This window comes from Enterococcus sp. DIV0175 (genome assembly GCF_050529075.1).
Taxonomy (GTDB): Bacteria; Bacillota; Bacilli; order Lactobacillales; family Enterococcaceae; genus Enterococcus_B; species Enterococcus_B thailandicus.
The window spans coordinates 1,920,927-1,940,266 of sequence record NZ_CP172880.1; the positions used below are offsets into that span (position 1 = coordinate 1,920,927).

A 19,340-nucleotide genomic window follows, 5' to 3' on the forward strand; every position below is an offset into this window, starting at 1 on the left:
TCTTTTCTTACTCTTTTAAAGTAAAGTGTAATTTTTTATCGGTAATTTTTTCATACGGCGCGAGACTTTGCTCGGTACAATAACCATCACCATCAAAAGTGACTTCAATGCCAAGAATTTTGCCTAACTTCATAATATCGGCTTTTGACCAACCAGTAACATCAGGCATCAGTTCATCGCCACCCGTTTGTAGAATCAATTTTTCTCCCAGAATGAGTTTGTCGCCGTTGGAAGTTGATTGCTTGATAACTTTCTTTCCGTTACCAATCACTACTGGCTGTAAGCCGCTCTTTTGCGCATCAGCCGCAGCAATATCTGATTCTAAATTGCGGTAATCAGCAACCACCACTTTTTCTGTTTGATCCGTCGTTTCTTTAGTGTCGCCTTCTGTTTCTTTGAAGTCCATCGCACGTTTCATTAATGGATTTGCAATTTTTGCTAAAGCCATTCGATCATATGTTTTTGGATGTTTCATCGTTAGATAAAGAACATATTCAGGATCTTCTGAAGGAACCATTTCAACGATTGAATAAAGATAAGAAGTATCTCCAACTTGATAACCACCAGAGTCAGAAGCAATCTGTGCTGTACCAGTTTTTGCTGATACGTTATACCCTGGTACAGAATAAACACCATAAGCACTTCCGTAATTTTCACTTTCAACAACATCACGCATATATTCACGTACTTTTTCTGTCGTTTCTTTTGAATATGGTTGTCCTAATACTTCTGTCTGAGTTGTTCGTTCTTCTCCAGTTTGTGGATCAACGATTTTACTGATGAATCTAGGTTGAAGCATCGTTCCATTGTTAGCGATTGAAGAAAATGCCTTCATCATTTGAAAATTAGTTACACCAACTGCTTGACCATATGCACTCATTGCTCGGTCAACAATATTTTCTGTTGGCAATGTGCCTGCATTTTCGTCGTCTAGTCCAGAGTGAGTACTTTGACCAAAGCCAAGTTTTTGAAGATAGTTGTACCAACGTCCACCTAGTCTTTGTTCTAAAATAACCATCCCCACGTTACTTGACCAAGATAGTGCTTGACGCATTGTCAATACACCTTTTTCACCAAAGTCATGGTCATTGATAGTTGCATCAGCCACAGCGATTTTACCAGAAACAAATGTTTCGTTTTCGTTGTACTCGCCTTCTTCGATAGCCGCAGCAGTCGTAAAGACTTTCATTGTCGAACCTGGTTCATACCGATCCTGTACTAAGAAATTACGCCAAACAGCATTTTCGTCATTTAGCCCCTCCATTGTTTCGGGGTTAAAGGTAGGGCGTTGACCCATTGCTACGATTTCACCAGTTTTAGCTTCCATTAAAACAGCAGTCAGCTCTTCAGGTTGATATTCTTGATTGACTTGATCCATCAAAGTTTCTAAATAACTTTGTAATCTACTATCTAGAGTGGTATAGATATCCTGACCATCTTTAGAAGCAACTTCATCAGCAACCGTTCCTGGTAAAGGATTTTGATATTTATCTTTTTGATAAACAATCTTGCCATCTTTCCCAGTTAAAATATCATTATAAGCGGATTCTAATCCCAAACTACCGACTAGCCCATTGCCTTCCTTATTAGGAATTGCAAATCCAATAAAGTGGGAAGAAAACACACCATTTGGATACATGCGAGACTTGTGAGAATCAAAATAAAGACCAGCTAAACCAGCCTTTTTCATTTGTGACTCAATCGTCTGCTTTGTTTCCTGCGTGATATTCTGTCCGTAATTACCAAATTCAACTTGATATAACTCATTATCCGCTCCATTTTGCAAGATTTTTAGTGCGGCATTTTTCTTAATTGATAAATTATCACTTAAAATTGTTGCGATTTTACTAAAATCTTTTTCTTGAGCATAAAGTTTTTTATTTTCAGACGTATATGTTTTTGAAAGAATTGCTTTGATGGAATAAGAGGTCGCATCTTCAGCAATTGCAATACCATTTCGGTCATAGATTGTGCCTCGTTTCGCCTGCACAACTTCACTTCCTCGGTAAAGCTGCTCTGTTTTTTCAGATAACGAAGTACCAGCCACGTGACCACCTATTATAATGTACGAGAAACGGACGGCAAATAAAAAGAACAACCCAATACTCGTAGCAAATAAAATGATACCTACTTTTTTGCGATTGTTCATCGGATTTTGATTTTTCTTTTCCATAAACCGCCGAAATTTATTTTTAAGACTCATTTACTTCACTTTCCTTAAATTGTCGTCATTAATTGACAATCCTTTTTCTTCTGCGATTTGTTTTACGCGTTCTGTACGCGAAAGTTCATTCTTTTCTTGTTCCAAAGTTGTTTTTTCTGTTTTCTTTTCAGTAATATCCGTTTGGATCGAAGTAATTGCTTGTTCAGCACCACTAATGTTGGTTCTTAACATAATTGTCAAAACGGACAAAGAAATTAGCATAACAATTAAACCACTGATAACTAATTTTTCTAAATTAGAAATTCGTTTCAATCGTCTAGCAGGTGATTGAGGTAGAACAACTTCTTGACTAGAATCTGGCAGTTGTTCAGCTTGATCCACCATGTCGGGGAAATCATATGGATATTCATGTGCTCTTTTTAGTTCTGCCATTATTCTACTCCTCTGTCACTCGTATTTTTTCCGCAATTCGCAGTTTTGCACTACGTGAACGATTGTTTTCTGCTAATTCTTCTTCTGATGGAAGGATTGGCTTTCTAGTGATTACTTTTAATTCCGGTTGAAACTCCTCAGGAACAACTGGTAATCCTGGTGGTAGATCTCTAACTGTACTGTATTCTTTGAATAAACTTTTAACGATTCGATCTTCTAATGAATGGAACGTAATCGCACTGATTCGACCATTTAATTTCAATAATTTGATTGCTTGTTCTAAAGAAGTTTCTTCTGCTCCAAGTTCATCATTTACCGCAATTCGAACTGCTTGGAAAATTCTTTTTGCAGGATGACCACCTTTTCTCCTAGCTGGGGCTGGAATCACACGTTTGATGATTTCAACTAATTCGCCAGTTGTTTCGATTGGCTTTTCTTTTCGTACACGCTCAATTTCACGAGCGATTTGTTTCGAAAATTTTTCTTCGCCATAACGAAAGAAAATTTTTACCAGTTCTTGATAAGAATATTCATTGATAACATGAAAAGCAGAAATTGGTGCTGACTGATCCATCCGCATATCTAATGGTGCATCCTGGTGGTAACTAAACCCACGTTCGGCCTCATCTAATTGAGGTGAAGAAACACCTAAATCATACAAAATCCCATCGACTTCTGTCACTTCTCGTTCAGCTAACTGAAGTTCTAACTCCCTAAAATTAGCCTTGATAAAAGTAACCATTCCTTTTTCAACATATGGCGCTAACCGTTGTTTTGCATGGTCAATTGCCTTTTGATCCTGATCAAAAGCATAAAGATGCCCATCGGTGTTCAATTGGCTTAGTAAATATTCACTATGTCCGGCACCGCCTAAAGTACAGTCTACATAAGTCCCGTTTGGTTTAATGTTTAAGCCATTTACGGTTTCCTTCAACATGACTGTATAGTGTTGAAATGTTTCAGTCATTGGTCAGCCTCTTCCTATTCTATAGTCCAAAATCAATCATATTTTCAGCAATTTCATCGAAGTTACTCTCAGCTTCATCAGAAAATGTTTGCCAACGTGATTCGTCCCAAATTTCGATTCGATTTGAAACACCAATCACTACGCATTCTTTTTCTAGACTTGCATGACTTCTCAAAGTGCTGGGAATGTTGATACGACCTTGTTTATCAAGTTCGCATTCAGTGGCAGCCGAATAAAAAAACCGCACAAAAGTACGTGCATCTTTTTTGGTTAACGGCATTTCGCTAAGCTTATCTTCTAAGTTTTCCCACTCGCTCATTGGATAGCCAAAAAGACAGCCATCTAAACCACGAGTTAGTACGAACTTTTCACCAAGCTCATCACGAAGTTTTGAAGGCACGATCAAACGACCTTTTGTGTCAATATTATGCCGATATTCGCCCATAAACATTGAAACTACCCCCATTCCTCCACTAACTAAAATTAGTCTACCACAATCCCCCACTTTCTACCACCTTTTCTGGAAAATCTGAGACGAACTTTTTTTACATTAACTATTTTTTAAAAAATCAAGCTGCGAAAAATCTTTTAAAAGACTTTCCACAGCTTTTTTGACGTTATAAATAACTCACAATGTTGAACACAATGAGTACTAAATACAAAATGATTGTTAGCAAAAAAGTTAACCGCCACGTCATTTTCAGATAACGTGAATAAACAATTTCTTCATAATAGTATGCCTGAAAAACTGCAATACAAATTCCTAAAAGTAGTACAGAAATAATAAAAAAGGGTAAAACTGAAATTGTGCCCATATTTCTTGAGAGTTCATGCATTCCTCCCCACAGAAATGGGACAGATAAATCAGGAGCCTTTAAATTAAAGCGGCGATTCAATGCAAAGATTCGCACTAAAAATTGGCAACCAAATAAAACGATTGCCGGAAAGATATACCAAAATAATACAATTGGTGTAAAAGTACCCATGTGATGAAAACTCCTTCTTTCTAATTGCTCTAAGTATACTGCAAATACTTTACACAACTATTTCATTTTATTTAATTTATTGTGATTATCATTTTCAGACCATCACTTTTGTTTCTTGTCTATTACAGTCAGATTATTTTTATAGTAGAAACTAGTAAATAACTTGACAGCTGTTACTAATTAGACAACATCTAAAAAAGAGCTTATCATAATTTTCATCTGTGAACCACCGTTTTAAAAAGTCATTCTTAAATATTTTATTTTTAACAACGAAAAATTTACTTCGTAACTTGAACAAAAACACAAAAGGTTGTACACTATTGCTAATGAATCTAACTTAAGGATGAACGCGATGAATAATAAAAAGCAAACAAGTACTTTTTCTAAAGTAACAAAAGTAGTGATTTGGACAATGCTGATTTTAACTGTTGGCTCAGTTGTACTAACTGCTGTAATGAGCGTATTATAAAAAAGAAGCACCAGCTATTCTCTTGCTTTCAAGAGAGAGCTGGTGCTCTTTTTTATTTATTATGATTTTTTTTTGCCATTTTCAATAACTCTTTGGCATGCTCAATCGTCAATGGCGTAATTTCACTTCCAGCTAGCATCCGAGCAATTTCTTCAATTCTTTGTGGTTCAGCAAGTTCTGAAACTGAAGTTTGTGTTCGACCTGCAACAACATCTTTCACAATATAGTATTGGTAATCAGCAACCGCTGCAACTTGCGGAAGATGCGTGATACACAAAACTTGAGAATATTTTGAAATCTGCGCAATTTTGTCTGCGATTGCTTGCGCCACTCGACCGCTTACCCCAGTATCTACCTCATCAAAAATAATACTTGTCACGCCTTGTTCCGAAGAAAAAATCGTTTTTAACGCTAATAACATTCGCGATAATTCTCCTCCAGAAGCAACTTTCACTAAAGGTTTTAATGGTTCACCAGGATTTGTCGTTATGTAAAATTCAACTTGGTCAAATCCATTTTGGTCAAAGGTTGTTTCTTGTTTAGCAAAACGAACTTCAAACTCTGTATTTTCCATGTACAACCCTTTTAGTTCTTGTAAAATTGACGTCTCAAGTTCCTTAGCAATTTTTTGTCGTTGCTCACGCAAAATCATCGCTTGCTGATGAAGTTCTGTTGCCTTTTCTTCGAGTTCTTTTTTCATTTTCTCTAACTGACCCTCAGAAAAATCAGAGTCACCTAACTCTTTGGTGATATCCTCATAGTAAGTTAAGATTGCTTCAATTGACTCGCCATATTTTCGTTTCAATTGACGGATTACTTCTAATCGCTGATTTACCTCTTCCAAGCGATTATCATCAAGTTCCAAATGATCAATTTGACGACTCATATCTCCAACTGCATCTTGTAACAAGTAGTACGCATTTTGAATGTTCTCAAAAATCGCTTCATACTCTGGATCTAAATGTGCAATCCCCTGCATTTCTGAAACCGCTCGTCCAATTCCATCCACGCTACTCTGCTCACCATTATCCAGCGCGCCATATCCAGCATTCAAGCTATCCACGATTTTCTGATAATTACTTAATTTATCGCGTTCCTCAACTAATCGTTCTTCTTCACCTAGTTGAAGCTTCGCAGCCGCAATCTCTTCTTGCTGAAAATGAAGCATATCCATACGCTGAACAAAAGACTTCTCATTTTGCTGAACTTTTCGCACTTTAGCTTCTAACGTTCGATAATGTCCGTATAATTTTTGATACATTTTTTTCTTCTGTTGGAAGGCTGTATCACCGAATCGATCTAGTAAGATTAAATGTGATTCAGGCTGTAATAGTTCTTGATGTTCATTTTGTCCTTGAATATCAACTAAAAAAGCGCCAATTCGTCGTAAATTTGCCAAAGTCACAATGTGTCCATTGACGCGACAAATATTTTTACCTGTCAAAGCCATATCTCGTCGAACGATTAGGTTATCTTCATCTGATTCAATTCCTAATTCTTCCATTAAATCAGAAAATCCCGGCTGTTTAGGCAACTCAAAAAGGCCTTCAAGAATACACTTATCTGCACCTTGACGAATATAATCACTTGAGCCGCGACCACCTGCTAGTAATCCCAAAGCATCAATGATGATTGATTTCCCAGCTCCAGTTTCGCCAGTTAGTGCCGTCATCCCTTCGTGAAAAGACAATTGCAACTCGGGAATAATCGCAAAGTTGGTAATACTAATTTCTTGTAACACAGCAATCACCCCTTAATTACAAGTAATGTAAGAAATCTTTTTTTAATGACACTGCATCTTCTTCTGTGCGTGTAATCATCAAAACATTATCGTCATCATTAATGATCGAAAATAGTTCTTTCTTGTAGCACTTATCGATTAGGTTCGCCGCTGCAGAAGCATTCCCAGGTAATGTTTTCAAAATGACAAATTTTTCCATCTGATCCACTGCAACAAAAGCATCTTTTAAAATTTTTTCTAATTTTGTTTGAACATCTTCACTTGTTTCTGCCGGCAAACTATAACGATAACCACCATCAGAAGCAGGAACTTTAATCAACTTTAGTTCTTTAATATCCCGAGAAATAGTGGCTTGAGTCACAGAAATTCCTTTGTTTTTCAAAATTTCGACAAACTCTTCTTGTTTCCGGATATCACGTTCGCTCAATAATCGAGTAATCAAACGGTGTCGATCTTTTTTTCTCATTGCTTTTCGCTCCTTAGCTCATTCTTCTTGTTAATGATAGCTTATTTTTCCGGCTTAAGAAAGAAGAAATCTGCAAACCGCTTACTTTTGTTCAAATTGTTCATGTGCCTTAGTGACAACTGCTGAAATATCAATTGTCGGACTCATTGTTCCTTTACCAGAAACTTTTTGGAGATGTGCCAAGAATTCGATGTTTCCTTCGCCACCTGTAATTGGTGAGAAACTCAGTTCTAAGACATCGTAACCACTCGCCATTGCAAAAACTAATGTGTCTTCGATTACTTTTTGGTGCGTTTGAGCATTTCGAACAATTCCATTTTTCCCGACGGCTTCTCTGCCAGCTTCAAATTGAGGCTTAATCAGCGTAACGACTTCTCCCTGATCGGCCAGAATTGCATGTAGAGGCGGTAACATTAATTTCAGTGAAATAAAAGAAACATCAATCACTGCTACTTCTGGTACGCCCTGTTCAAAATCTTCTGGTTTTGAGTAACGAAAGTTGACGCGCTCCATCACGACTACTCGTGGATCTTGACGAATTTTCCAAGCAAGTTGGTTGTACCCAACATCTAAGGCGTAGCTCATTTTTGCACCATTTTGTAATGCCGCGTCTGTGAATCCTCCAGTAGAAGCACCAATATCTAATAAAATTTTATCTTGAACAGTTAGATCAAAAGCTTTTAAAGCTTTTTCTAGTTTAAGACCACCACGAGAAACATACGGTAATTTTTTCCCTTTGATTTTCAACTCATTCGTTACAGGAATCTTTTCACCCGGTTTATCAAAGCGTTCATTCTTTTCGTTATAAATTAACCCAGCCATGACAGAGCGTTTTGCTTGTTCTCTTGTTTCAAAAAGTCCTTGTTTAACGGCCAAAACGTCTACACGTTCTTTTTCCATTTTTTTCCTCATTTCTCCATATCAAATTGTCTGATTAATTGACGTAGCAACTCGCCATCAAATACTAAAACATCTTTTTCTAACTGTGTAACCAATTCATTGGCTTGTTGGATTTCATTTGCTAAAGCTGCATACGTTTTTTCAATTCCTAGTAAACGCGGATACGTATTTTTTCCTTCTTGCGCATCTTTACCAGCTGTCTTACCTAATTTTTCGGTTGTACTCACCACATCTAATAGATCATCCCGAATTTGAAAAGCAAGTCCGAGATGTCCAGCCAATTTTTGTAAACACATCAAAACTTCTTCTGGCTGATTAGCTAAAACACCACCTGCTAACAACGCATAGCGAATCAAGCGACCTGTTTTTCGTTCATGGACAAAGGCAAGTTCTTCTATAGTCAATTCTTGTTTTTCACCTAAAATATCTGCCGTTTGCCCGGCTACCATTCCTTGAGCCCCACTATTACTTGCCAATTGTTGGATAAGCAATAACTTTTTTAAGGGTTCTAGTTGTGTCAAACTAATTAATTGAAACGCCCCTGTCAACAGGCCATCTCCAGCCAAAATAGCAATTGCTTCACCAAAAACTTTATGGTTTGTCGGTTTTCCTCTACGTAAATCATCATTGTCCATTGCAGGTAGATCATCATGGATTAATGAGTACGTATGAACCATTTCAAGAGCCCCTGCTACTTGATATATGGGAGTAGATAATGTTTCACCAAAGGAACTTGCTGTCGCTAAAAGTAGTAATGGTCTAATTCGTTTTCCACCAGCATTAATCGAATAAAGCATACTCTCTTTCAATGCTTCATCAGTTGTATATTCCATTAAAAATTGGGTGATTTCTTGTTCAACCATCGGTAAATTGGTTGCTGAAAATTCGGTTAATTGCATCAAGCTTCCTCGCTCTCACCAAAAGCAACTTCTTCGTTTGTTTCAGTCATCATCTTAGTCAAGGTTTCTTCTGCTTTTGTCAGTGTATCTTGACATTGTTTACTTAGTTCCATTCCGCGTTTAAATGCGTCTAATGCTTTTTCCAAAGGTACATCGCCTTGCTCTAATTGCACAACGATTTTTTCTAATTCTTGCAATGATTCTTCAAATGTTGGATTTTCCATCGGTTATTCTCCTTCTTCGATTTCTTGGACTTTTGTAATAACTTGCCCATCTTGGTAGTGAACAGTCAGTAGTTCTCCTTGTTGGATTTCTGTCACACTTTTAGCTACTTGATTATTAGGTAATGTCGTATAGCTGTAACCTCGGCCCATGATTTTCAACGGGCTTAGTAAATCAAGGGACTGAACAGCTGTTTGAAAATGGCTTTTTTGTTGTTGCATATATTGTTCCATTTTTTCTTTCAAACGCTGTTGTAGATAATCGGTTTCTTGCTTAGCTGTTTTTACACGATAATCAGGAGCTACTTGTTCGAGCTGATGTTTAAGAGAAATAACTTGCTTTTCCTTTTCATAATAAACTTGTTGCGCGGCTTGTTGTAAACGTTGCTTGAAGTGATCTAATTTGATTGTTTGTCCTTCATACAGGCGTTCTGGTTGTCTGAAAACATACGACTGTCTCGAATGTTCAAAACGCTGTTGTTTCGTTTGAATTTGACGCGAAAAAGCTTGCTCTAATCGGGCTTGTCGTTCTTTGATTTTCAACAATACTTCTGATAAAACCGGCACCGCTAATTCAGCTGCTGCCGTTGGGGTTGCAGCCCGCACATCTGCAACTAAATCAGCAATCGTTGTATCTGTTTCATGCCCGACAGAAGAGATAATCGGCGTATTTGCCGCATAAATCGCCCTGGCTACCCGTTCTTCATTAAAAGGCCAAAGATCTTCAATTGATCCCCCACCGCGACCAATTATCATCGTATCAAAATTGCCTAGCGCTTCCACTCGTTCAATATTTTTCACAACATCGTCTGCCGCCTGATTGCCCTGAACTACAGTCGGAAACAATACTAACTGCGCAATTGGATAACGTCTTTTCACCGTCGTAATAATATCCCGAATAACTGCACCGCTAGGACTAGTTAGGACAGCAATTCGCTTAGGAAAACGAGGTAGCGGTTTTTTAGGTCCTTGAAACAGACCTTCTTTCATCAATTTTTCTTTTCTTTCTTCTAGCGCTTGATACAGCGCACCGACACCATCTGGTTCCATATGCTCCACATAGATTTGGTAAGAACCACCAGCTTCATAAAGTGAAATTCGACCGACGACTAAAACCTTCATTCCCTCTTTTGGTTGGAATTTAAGTTTTTGAAACGCGCCTTTAAACATAATTGCCGAGATTTTTGCATGATCGTCTTTCAAGCTGAAATATTGATGCGCGTTTGCCCGCAGGCGAAAGTTAGAAATTTCTCCAGTCAAATACACTCGTTCCAAATAAGGATCTAAATCAAATTTTCTTTTTAGATATTTAGTCAACGACGTTACTGTTAAATATTCTTGCGTCATTTACTCACCTGCTCCAAAAGCTTCAGCAGACTTAACTGTTTGATACATCAACATTGTAATGGTCATTGGCCCAACACCTCGAGGTACTGGCGTGATATAGCTTGCTAATGGCTCGACTTCATCAAACTTGACATCCCCAATTAGTTTGCCTTCTTCATTTCGATTCATTCCCACATCAATTACTACTGCACCTGGTTTGATAAATTCTTTTGTTACAAAATGACCGCGTCCAATCGCAACAACTAAAATATCTGCCTCACGCGCAAGTGCTGGTAAGTCTTTTGTTTTTGAATGTGCAATGGTAACTGTCGCATCTGCCATCAATAATAACTGTCCCATTGGCTTACCAACGATATTACTACGCCCAATTACAACGGCTCGCTTCCCAGCAGGATCAATCGAGTAAGCTTCAAACATTTTCATAATTCCATATGGTGTACAAGGAATCATGTCTGGATCACCAGCAAATAAACGACCAAGATTCATTGGGTGGAATCCATCGACATCTTTTTCAGGTCGGATTGCCAATAATACTTGTTCTTCGTTGATATGTTTTGGTAGAGGTAATTGTACTAAGATTCCATGGAATAATGGATCTTGATTATATTTTTCAATTTCTAAAAGTAATTCTTCTTCAGAAATGGTTTCTGGATAACGTTCTACTTTTGAGTGGATACCAATTTCTTTTGCAACTCGTTCTTTATTTCGAACATAAACTTGACTTGCTTGGTTTTCTCCTACTAATAAAACAACTAGACCAGGATGGATACCAACTTCATTGAGTTCATGCACTTTTTCAGCAATTTCTGTTTGCATTTTTTCTGCTAATTCTTTTCCATTGATTGTGACTGCCATAGAACCACTCCCTGAACTTTTTGTCTTTTTATTCTACCATAGAATTTGATTACCCAATAACAATGATTTTTATTTCTCAAAAAAAAGCTAGGGCCTATGCCCCAGCTTCCATTTCATTTAAAATATTGGATAATACGCCGTTCACAAATTTGCGTGAACGATCATCACTAAATGTTTTCGTTAACTCGATTGCTTCATTTAAAGCAACTGGAGCTGGAACATCGGTCACATATTTCATTTCAAAGATTGCAATGCGCAAGATAACTAAATCCATTTTTGAAATTCGATTGATACGCCAATTATTTTTTAAATGTTTTTCAATCATTTGATCTAATTCATCTTTTTTCGCACACACACCACCAACTAGTGTGTCCAGATAAACCGGAACAAATTCTGATTCTTCCTCATTAATCAATTCACGCTGATCTAACCCAATTGCATGCATGATTGCATCTTCTTTTGTTAAATCTGCATTGAAATCTAGTGGAAATAGTGCTTGCAACGCCATTTCACGAATCTTATGTCTTGATATTTCTTTATTCATTTTCGTCCTCATCGTCTTCAAAAAGTTCTTCCAGTGCGGGTTGTTCTAATTTTTCAGGTACCACTGCTACCACGTGAATATTCACTTCAGCTAAAGCCACGTCTGTCATAAATAAAACTTGTTGGACAACACGTTCTTGCATCTCCATTGCCACTTTGGGAACCGATACTCCGTATTCTAAATAGCAATAAATATCTACTTTTAAGCCATCTTCTTCATTCGCAAGATAGACACCTTTACCATGAGCTGCGCGACCTAATAGTTCAGTTACATTGCTAGCAAAAGTACCACGCATGCCATATACACCTTCTACTTTAGAAGCTGCAATTCCAATAATTACTTCAATAACTTCAGGAGCAATAACAATTTCTCCTAAATCTTGATTTGCGTTTAAGACAAGATTTTTTTCTTCTGCCATTTTTCTTCCTCCTTTTACCTAAGCACGAGATACATATGAACCGTCTCCGGTATTAACAATCAGTTTATCTCCTTGGTTCACAAAGAAAGGTACATTAACCGTTAACCCAGTTTCCATAATTGCTGGTTTCGTTCCGCCAGAAGATGTATCTCCTTTGATGTTCGGATCCGTTTCAGCAACCTCGAGAATAACTGTATTGGGTAACTCAAGACCTAAAATTTCTGTGTCATACATGATAATGTTAACTTCCATGTTTTCTAAAATATACTTCAATTCATCTTTAATCTGTTCTTCAGGAATTTCAATTTGTTCATAGGTTTCTAAATCCATGAAAACATGGCTTCCTGCACTTTCATAAAGATATTGCATTTTTCGATTACTGATTTGAGCTTTTGCTACTTTTTCTCCAGCACGAAAAGTTTTTTCCTGTACGCCGCCTGTACGCAAGTTTTTTAATTTTGAACGAACAAATGCAGCACCTTTTCCTGGCTTAACATGTTGGAATTCAATCACTCGCCAAATCCCGCCATCCACTTCAATTGTTAGTCCTGTTTTGAAATCATTTACAGAAATCATAAATAGCCTCCTAATTCTTTACGGAGAAAAACTCCCAGCTCTGCTATCTTCTACATGCGTAAAAGTCCTTCTATAGTGTATCACTAAATCTAGCTATTTTCTATAACAAAAGTCGGTGTGCCAAGCAGGAAAAGAAATTTTTAAACATCGGGTGAAACTATAGAATAATTAATTCTTTTGGTGAGTGAGTCAGCACACGATTTCCCTCTTTTGTAATTAATAAATCATCTTCAATTCGAACGCCACCAATTCCTGGCAAGTAAATTCCAGGCTCATCAGTGATAACATTTCCAGGAACAAATTGTTTTTCTGCACGAGAAGAAACATTTGGACCTTCATGAATTTCTAACCCGATACCATGTCCAGTCGAATGACCGAACGCTTCACCGTGCCCATATTTTGTAATATAATCACGTGCTACCGCATCTAGTTGAATACCTGTAAGCCCAGGTTTTGCTGCATCTAAGACAGCAAGCTGTGCATCTAACACGATTTGATAGATTTCTTTTAACTTTTCACCAGGATCACCAATAGCAAACGTCCGAGTCATATCAGAAACATATCCTTGATAATAACAACCAAAGTCCAGCGTAATCAAGTCACCTTGCTCGATTACTTTATCACTCGCTACACCATGAGGCATGGCTGAACGTAATCCACTGGCAACAATCGTATCAAACGAAACGCTCGTTGCACCTAACGAACGCATGTAGAAATCAACCTGATTTGCTACTTCGATTTCAGTCATTCCTGGTCGAATCATTTTTAGAATATGGTCGTAAGCCATATCAGCAATGCTACATGCTTTTTCAATAATCGCGATTTCTTCTTCGTCTTTTACTTCGCGTAACTCTTCAATCATTCCACTAACTGGGATCAATTCTGCATTGATAATTTCTTCTAACACAGAATATTCTAAGAAGGATACCGTTGTTTCTTCGAACGCTAAAGCATTTAAGTTTTCTCTTTTCACTAAATCAGCTACTTCATCAAAAATCGGGCCAACGTTTTTAATAATTCCAAAACCTTGTGCTTGATTAGCAGCTTGTTCTGTGTAACGGAAATCTGTAATAAAGAATGCTTTGTCCAACGTGATAACTGCTAAACCAGTAGTACCTGTGAAATTGGTCAAGTAACGAAGGTTATAGGGACTTGTAACTAAAAATGAATCCAAATTTTCTTCTTGCATTTTTTTGCGTAGTTTTTCAACACGTACCATCATCAATAAAATCCTTCTTTCTTTACTTTCTTTTTTCTATTATAGCAAATTATTGTTGTTTCTCGTATGAATATGAATGAAAAAAATTTGTTAACTTTCTTTCCTCAGCAAAAAGAAAAAAGAATTTGTTCAGCAAACGCCAAACAAATTCTTTTCCAACAAAAAACAATCGAATCATTGCTTTTTCTATTTAAAAACTTATGCTTTTTTCCCAAAGAAAAATGAAACAACTGCAACTAAAATAACTGCGCCTAAAATTGAAGGCACAATCGCCATGCCTGCAGCACTTGGTCCCCAGTCGCCAAAAATCGCTTGACCAATACTTGAACCAATCAATCCTGCGATGATATTTGTAATGCAGCCCATTGAATTTCCTCTGTTTGTGATGGCGCCAGCAATTGCTCCAATAATTGCTCCAACGATTAGTGTCCATAACCAACCCATAATCTAACCCCCTTCTTTACAAGATAATTTTATCATAATGATTTTCTTACGAGCAAATGATTGAATTTTACTCCAAGAACAAAACAGAAAAAGAACGAGTAACTTTTCCTAACAGAAAAATCACTCGTTCTTTTTTATTTACGTTTAAAGATATTGCGAACGCCTCTCTTAACAACATCAAAGAGACTCAAAGATTTGACCATGTGATCAGGATCAACATAATTACGGACTGCTCTTAAAACGACTTTTGGTTTTTTTGATGAAAAAGAGTACGTACCATTTCTTTTTGTTTGAATAGCATACCGAGGTATCCATTTACCCTTAAACATTACAGAAGCAATCACGTAATCAACTTCTTCCCAAGGGATTTGAACAAACTTACGTGCATCTCTTTCATTATAAAATTCAAACCCTTTATCACCAATCATGATTTTCCCATATTCAGTAATTCCTAAATAAGAAGTAGCATTGACTGTTAAATCGACTTTTGTATTGATTGATTGTACCATGCTAATATTAACTCCATTCAAGTTATTCTCTGTTCCAACAGAACAAAATGCTCGTCAGTATCATTACAATTATAGACATTTCTAAAAAATAAAGCAATGCAGGATGAAATCACTTAACTTGTCAATTTTTCGAGAAAAATTTGGTGAAATTATCTAAAAATTCACTGATTTCTTTTTCCGTTACTAGTTGAAAGGAGGGTTGGTCAGGACTTACACTTGCGACACAAATACACCCTTTACGAAAAGAATACTGATGAAGATAGACTTCACTACTAACTGCATCTTTTAATTCGCCATTAGCGTTGTAGATTAATTCGGTTGATGGCGAAGAGTACCAGTCTTCATTATACAGTTTACTGATTGCTTCTTTAGCAGTCCAGAAAACTACTTTTAGAAAATCATTCTTCATCACTTGTGTCTTTTCACTTATTGAAAAAACTTCATTGACGATCACATCGTTAATATTTGATTCCATCTCACAATCAATTCCAATGTTTTCATTCGAAATTCCGATGCTAACTAATTTATTTGTATGAGAAATTGAAATATGACAATTCATTTCTTCCAGATAAGGCTTTCCATTAGCCCCTATCTTAATTTCTCCAACTAATTTTTCAGTTGCTAAACAAAGTAATACATAGGCTAAAGCCGAGTTATATTGATCCTCTTTTCTATAAAAATTACCTACATAATCATATCGGCTTCGCGAAGCGCCTCTCACAAACGTCATCACTTCTTCAAATAACAGCGTATCAATCGGAGCAATCAATACTCTTTTCATTTTTCAGAACCTCCTGCAGGTATAAGTTGAAGAAGTTTTTTGATTATCAGAGCAGTCTCTTCCTCAACAAATAAATAATCATGTCTTGAAAATACATCAATTATTCGATTATTACTAAACAACCTACAGATTTGTTGGTTGCTTAACGGACGTTCTTCCACCATACTTCGGACAAAAACAGTTGGTACCGCCAGCGTCTTAGGTTCGTAGTCAATTAAATCTTGAAAAACATCATGATTATTTTTAATCAATCGTTCTGTTGTAATATTTTTCTGATCTCTATTTTTAAAAATATGTGTTTCTTCAAAATATTTTCGATAGTAACCATTTTTTTCTCTTGTTTGTGCCAATTTTACGTCTTCTAGATTTAAATAAAACGGAGAATCTAGAATGATTAGTTCTGTAACTTCCTTATACTTTCTATTTGCCATTAACTGATGGCAAATTTCACTAGCAACTACTCCACCATAACTCCAACCCATTAGTTTAATCTGATCGTTCTCTTTTTCTGGAATAAAATTCTCAATAAGTTCGCTGTAATACTTTGCAATATTTTCAATTCCATCAATTCGTTTTCCTGATGTAAGTAAGTTATGAGGCTCAATAACATAGATAGGAAATTCTGGCGTAATGATTTTTTCAAACAAGGGGCGATAAACATCACTGCCAGTATTTCCTGAATGGACAATGAATAGACCTGGATTTCCCTTCATTTTGGCTGTCCTAGCTACAAAAGTATAAATCGACTGAAAATTGTTTTCTTCTAACAACAACATAGCCATATCACAAAGCTTACTTTGTTTGTGCAGTTCTACAAAATTAACTTTTTGATTTCTATCTTGTAAAATTTTCACACCTAATTCCATTATTTGTAGGGAACTGGCACCTAATTTTTTAAAATCACTATCAAAAGTGATTTTTTCTTCATTAATATTTAAAATTTGCGCCCAAGCTGTCGTTAGATACGCTTCTATCTTTTCTTGCTTTTTACTGATGTGACGCTGATCCACTACTTTCACTTGTTCTGACAGCTCAGCGAAAAGCTGGCTTTCATCCGTTTTTCCATTGCCATTAAGTGGTAGTGATTCTATCTGACTGATTCTGGTAGGGATCATTACATCTGGTAAATAGTGATTTAGTTGTTTCAGAATTAGCTTCTCATTCTCAATTTCTTTGCTACTAATCCAACAGTAAATACGATTTTCTCTGACGGTCACATAACTTTGCTGTAGCTGAGAAATAACACATTGTAGAGCTTCTTCAATTTCTGCTAAATCAATTCTCACACCGTTTATCTTGTATTGTCGATCGCGTCTCCCAAGATATTCAATTTCGCCTGATGCTAGTATCCTTGCAAAGTCTCCAGTACGATATCCCCTAATTTTTTGTTGATTATTTGTGTCCTCCACAGTTATAAACGTTTTTGATGTAGCTTCAGGATTAAAGTAATACCCTAGCGCTACTTGTGGACCATAAATAAAAAGCTCACCAACCTCATTTTCAGCAAGAATCTCATTTTGCTCACCAAGTATAAAAGCACTCATTCGGTATACTGGCTCACCAATAGTAATTTTTTTATCGGTATTCTTAATTTCTTTAATTGTTGCAGCCCCGCATTCAGTGTTTCCATAAACATTGAAAATTTTATATGATACCTTACTTAAATCGATATTAGGAAATCTTTGACCTGAAAAAGTTAATATTCTCAAACTAGGAATCTTCATGCACCTAACTATTTGTTCCCCAATCACTGCTGTAGTATTCATAAAGGTAATTGAATGTTTGATTAAATACTCTTCCAATAAATTTAAATCATGGCGAATGAATTCGTTAACTGTATAAAGTGTCGCACCAGAGTAAAGAGTTGAAAAAAGTTCAATATAACTGATTGCAAATGAATAAGGTGTATATGCTGCTACTTTATCTTTCACACTAATTTCAAATTTATTTTTTTCCCATATGACCGTATTCATCACATTTTCTCTAGGAATCTCTACAGCTTTGGGCTTTCCTGTAGAACCAGAAGTAAAATAAATTGCCCACGCATCTGTACGTTTACTTTTTTCTTGTGCAACTTTTTGGAACTGATAATTTCCATCTTTTACAGAAATAATTACTGTCGCTTGAGCCGTCTCAACCATTTGGGTAAGTCTTTCCTTTGGCTGAGTAACATCTTGTGGAATAAAGGTGACAGACAATCTTGTTAGCGCAAGAACCATAATTGGAAAGTAAACACTTCTTGGTATCTGAAGAGCCACACACTGATTATCAAGTTGATATTTTTTTACTAATCTAATCGTCTCATCTATTTTTTCTTTCATTTCAAGATAGGTTAATTCATTTTCATCATCAACTAAAGCTAGTTGATTAGGTATTGTATTTGCATAATCAAAAATTTGTTCTAAAAAATCTTTTGATTCGACCATTGCCTACTCCTCCTGCTCATTCCTCTTCAACAAAATCATTTTGGATATTTGTGTCACTATTTGATTACTCTTTAGCGTTCAATATTGTTTCTAAAATACGAGGATTTTTTACAGCAAATTCATTTTTAGCAAAATAATAATTAATTTGTGCAGCTAGATTAGGTGCGTTGGGATCTAATTGAAGAGCGGAAGCAACTTTTATTTTTTCGTTTTCAAAAATCGTATTGCTTGCATTCATTAAAGCTGCTGCAATAAAAGCTTCATCTGCATCAATATTATTGCTTTTGACTAAGTTTAAAGAATTCTCTGTCCTTTCAAATATTTTTTCATATTCACGAATAATTTCATTTAGAAAATATTTTTTTCTTATTTCTGACGTAATTTCAGTTGTTTTCTCGTTCATTAACAAGTTTTTTTGTAAAGATGGGAAGGTTTGATTTCGAATATAATATCCATAACTTCTTCTCAAAAATGGATGTACCACATATAAATCTGATTCCCATAGCCATTCTAGGAAATACTTGCAGCCTTCATCCAGTGACTGTTCGAGTGCTTTTAGCAATCCATTTAGGTACGGTGGTTCGCCATTTCGATCCCAATGTATTTTGTCAGCAATAAAGACAATTTTTACGAATGAAGAAGCATTATCAATACAAGTCGTATGGTAAAGGATTGCATTTAATATTTCTGTATCTTCGATTTCAAACAAATTTCTGGCAAAAAATTCCCCTTGTTTTGCATGAACAAGCATTGGAATCTTTTTTTCTTCTTCAAAAAGCGGGATGCTATAAAGCTGTGCTACTTCAACTCTATCGCTATCGGGAATGGCTCCCCCTAGATCATGAAGAACACCTGCTACAAATGCACGCTTGGGATCAACATCAAATTTTTTTGCTAACTCATAGGAAACTTTCCCCACGCCAATTGCGTGGAGAAAGTTTTCTGTTACTGGGTTTAAAAAATTTCTTTCTTTCAT

At 36.4% G+C, this 19,340-nt stretch carries 22 protein-coding genes; 1 reads left to right on the forward strand and 21 read right to left on the reverse strand.

All coding sequences use genetic code 11. The annotated features are described in order from the left end of the window. Positions 1 to 7 precede the first annotated feature (7 nt). From IGJ76_RS09050 to IGJ76_RS09070, 5 genes are all read right to left on the reverse strand, one after another. Positions 8 to 2,203, reverse strand: a complete 2,196-nt coding sequence (locus IGJ76_RS09050; protein WP_067480544.1) for a penicillin-binding transpeptidase domain-containing protein — start codon at positions 2,201 to 2,203, stop codon at positions 8 to 10. Then, positions 2,204 to 2,596 carry a cell division protein FtsL gene (gene ftsL, locus IGJ76_RS09055; protein ID WP_067480541.1) on the reverse strand — a complete coding sequence of 131 codons (393 nt, stop codon included), beginning with the start codon at positions 2,594 to 2,596 and terminating at the stop codon, positions 2,204 to 2,206. Positions 2,597 to 2,600: 4 nt separating this feature from the next. After that, on the reverse strand, positions 2,601 to 3,563 hold the full coding sequence (gene rsmH / locus IGJ76_RS09060; protein ID WP_067480538.1) for a 16S rRNA (cytosine(1402)-N(4))-methyltransferase RsmH: 963 nt from the start codon (positions 3,561 to 3,563) through the stop codon (positions 2,601 to 2,603). Between the two features lie 19 nt (positions 3,564 to 3,582). Next, on the reverse strand, positions 3,583 to 4,014 hold the full coding sequence (gene mraZ, locus IGJ76_RS09065; RefSeq protein WP_067481326.1) for a division/cell wall cluster transcriptional repressor MraZ: 432 nt from the start codon (positions 4,012 to 4,014) through the stop codon (positions 3,583 to 3,585). A 166-nt stretch (positions 4,015 to 4,180) separates the two neighbouring features. Then, positions 4,181 to 4,549: a DUF3397 domain-containing protein gene (locus tag IGJ76_RS09070; RefSeq protein ID WP_067480535.1), complete on the reverse strand. Its 369-nt coding sequence runs from the start codon at positions 4,547 to 4,549 to the stop codon at positions 4,181 to 4,183. A 352-nt stretch (positions 4,550 to 4,901) separates the two neighbouring features. Between IGJ76_RS09070 and IGJ76_RS09075 the strand changes: the two genes are divergently transcribed. Continuing rightward, positions 4,902 to 5,018, forward strand: a complete 117-nt coding sequence (locus IGJ76_RS09075; RefSeq protein ID WP_067480532.1) for a DUF4044 domain-containing protein — start codon at positions 4,902 to 4,904, stop codon at positions 5,016 to 5,018. A gap of 52 nt (positions 5,019 to 5,070) precedes the next feature. Here IGJ76_RS09075 and recN read toward each other — a convergent pair whose 3' ends face one another. From recN to yqeK, 16 genes are all read right to left on the reverse strand, one after another. Next, complete coding sequence (recN, locus tag IGJ76_RS09080; RefSeq protein WP_067480529.1) at positions 5,071 to 6,759, reverse strand: DNA repair protein RecN; 1,689 nt, start codon at positions 6,757 to 6,759, stop codon at positions 5,071 to 5,073. 16 nt (positions 6,760 to 6,775) lie between these two features. Further along, complete coding sequence (gene argR / locus IGJ76_RS09085; protein ID WP_067480526.1) at positions 6,776 to 7,225, reverse strand: arginine repressor; 450 nt, start codon at positions 7,223 to 7,225, stop codon at positions 6,776 to 6,778. 81 nt (positions 7,226 to 7,306) lie between these two features. Further along, positions 7,307 to 8,125, reverse strand: a complete 819-nt coding sequence (locus IGJ76_RS09090) for a TlyA family RNA methyltransferase (protein WP_071868208.1) — start codon at positions 8,123 to 8,125, stop codon at positions 7,307 to 7,309. 8 nt (positions 8,126 to 8,133) lie between these two features. Continuing rightward, positions 8,134 to 9,024: a polyprenyl synthetase family protein gene (locus IGJ76_RS09095; RefSeq protein ID WP_071868207.1), complete on the reverse strand. Its 891-nt coding sequence runs from the start codon at positions 9,022 to 9,024 to the stop codon at positions 8,134 to 8,136. Further along, positions 9,024 to 9,248 carry an exodeoxyribonuclease VII small subunit gene (locus tag IGJ76_RS09100; RefSeq protein WP_067480516.1) on the reverse strand — a complete coding sequence of 75 codons (225 nt, stop codon included), beginning with the start codon at positions 9,246 to 9,248 and terminating at the stop codon, positions 9,024 to 9,026. Before IGJ76_RS09100 ends, IGJ76_RS09095 begins: the two co-directional genes overlap by 1 nt. Positions 9,249 to 9,251: 3 nt before the next feature. Next, positions 9,252 to 10,592 (reverse strand): exodeoxyribonuclease VII large subunit, encoded by a 1,341-nt coding sequence (gene xseA, locus IGJ76_RS09105; RefSeq protein ID WP_067480513.1) that lies wholly within the window; start codon positions 10,590 to 10,592, stop codon positions 9,252 to 9,254. Beyond that, complete coding sequence (locus IGJ76_RS09110) at positions 10,593 to 11,447, reverse strand: bifunctional methylenetetrahydrofolate dehydrogenase/methenyltetrahydrofolate cyclohydrolase (protein WP_071868206.1); 855 nt, start codon at positions 11,445 to 11,447, stop codon at positions 10,593 to 10,595. Between the two features lie 94 nt (positions 11,448 to 11,541). Further along, the gene (gene nusB / locus IGJ76_RS09115) at positions 11,542 to 11,991 is read right to left on the reverse strand and encodes a transcription antitermination factor NusB (protein WP_086270789.1); all 450 of its coding nucleotides are present in this window, start codon (positions 11,989 to 11,991) and stop codon (positions 11,542 to 11,544) included. After that, the gene (locus IGJ76_RS09120; protein ID WP_071868204.1) at positions 11,984 to 12,409 is read right to left on the reverse strand and encodes an Asp23/Gls24 family envelope stress response protein; all 426 of its coding nucleotides are present in this window, start codon (positions 12,407 to 12,409) and stop codon (positions 11,984 to 11,986) included. The genes nusB and IGJ76_RS09120 overlap by 8 nt, the downstream gene beginning before the upstream one ends. An 18-nt stretch (positions 12,410 to 12,427) precedes the next feature. Next, positions 12,428 to 12,985, reverse strand: coding sequence for an elongation factor P (gene efp, locus IGJ76_RS09125; RefSeq protein ID WP_067480502.1), 558 nt, complete (start codon positions 12,983 to 12,985; stop codon positions 12,428 to 12,430). Positions 12,986 to 13,142: 157 nt separating this feature from the next. After that, positions 13,143 to 14,207: a M24 family metallopeptidase gene (locus IGJ76_RS09130; protein ID WP_430596568.1), complete on the reverse strand. Its 1,065-nt coding sequence runs from the start codon at positions 14,205 to 14,207 to the stop codon at positions 13,143 to 13,145. Between the two features lie 195 nt (positions 14,208 to 14,402). Beyond that, on the reverse strand, positions 14,403 to 14,648 hold the full coding sequence (locus IGJ76_RS09135) for a GlsB/YeaQ/YmgE family stress response membrane protein (RefSeq protein ID WP_067480496.1): 246 nt from the start codon (positions 14,646 to 14,648) through the stop codon (positions 14,403 to 14,405). A 134-nt stretch (positions 14,649 to 14,782) separates the two neighbouring features. After that, a complete protein-coding gene (locus IGJ76_RS09140) occupies positions 14,783 to 15,157 on the reverse strand; it encodes a DUF956 family protein (protein ID WP_067480493.1) in 375 nt (124 codons plus the stop codon). A 121-nt stretch (positions 15,158 to 15,278) separates the two neighbouring features. Continuing rightward, a complete protein-coding gene (locus tag IGJ76_RS09145; protein WP_430596569.1) occupies positions 15,279 to 15,938 on the reverse strand; it encodes a 4'-phosphopantetheinyl transferase family protein in 660 nt (219 codons plus the stop codon). Then, the gene (locus IGJ76_RS09150; RefSeq protein WP_430596570.1) at positions 15,935 to 18,364 is read right to left on the reverse strand and encodes a non-ribosomal peptide synthetase; all 2,430 of its coding nucleotides are present in this window, start codon (positions 18,362 to 18,364) and stop codon (positions 15,935 to 15,937) included. Before IGJ76_RS09150 ends, IGJ76_RS09145 begins: the two co-directional genes overlap by 4 nt. 64 nt (positions 18,365 to 18,428) lie before the next feature. Next, a complete protein-coding gene (gene yqeK / locus IGJ76_RS09155) occupies positions 18,429 to 19,340 on the reverse strand; it encodes a bis(5'-nucleosyl)-tetraphosphatase (symmetrical) YqeK (protein WP_071868200.1) in 912 nt (303 codons plus the stop codon).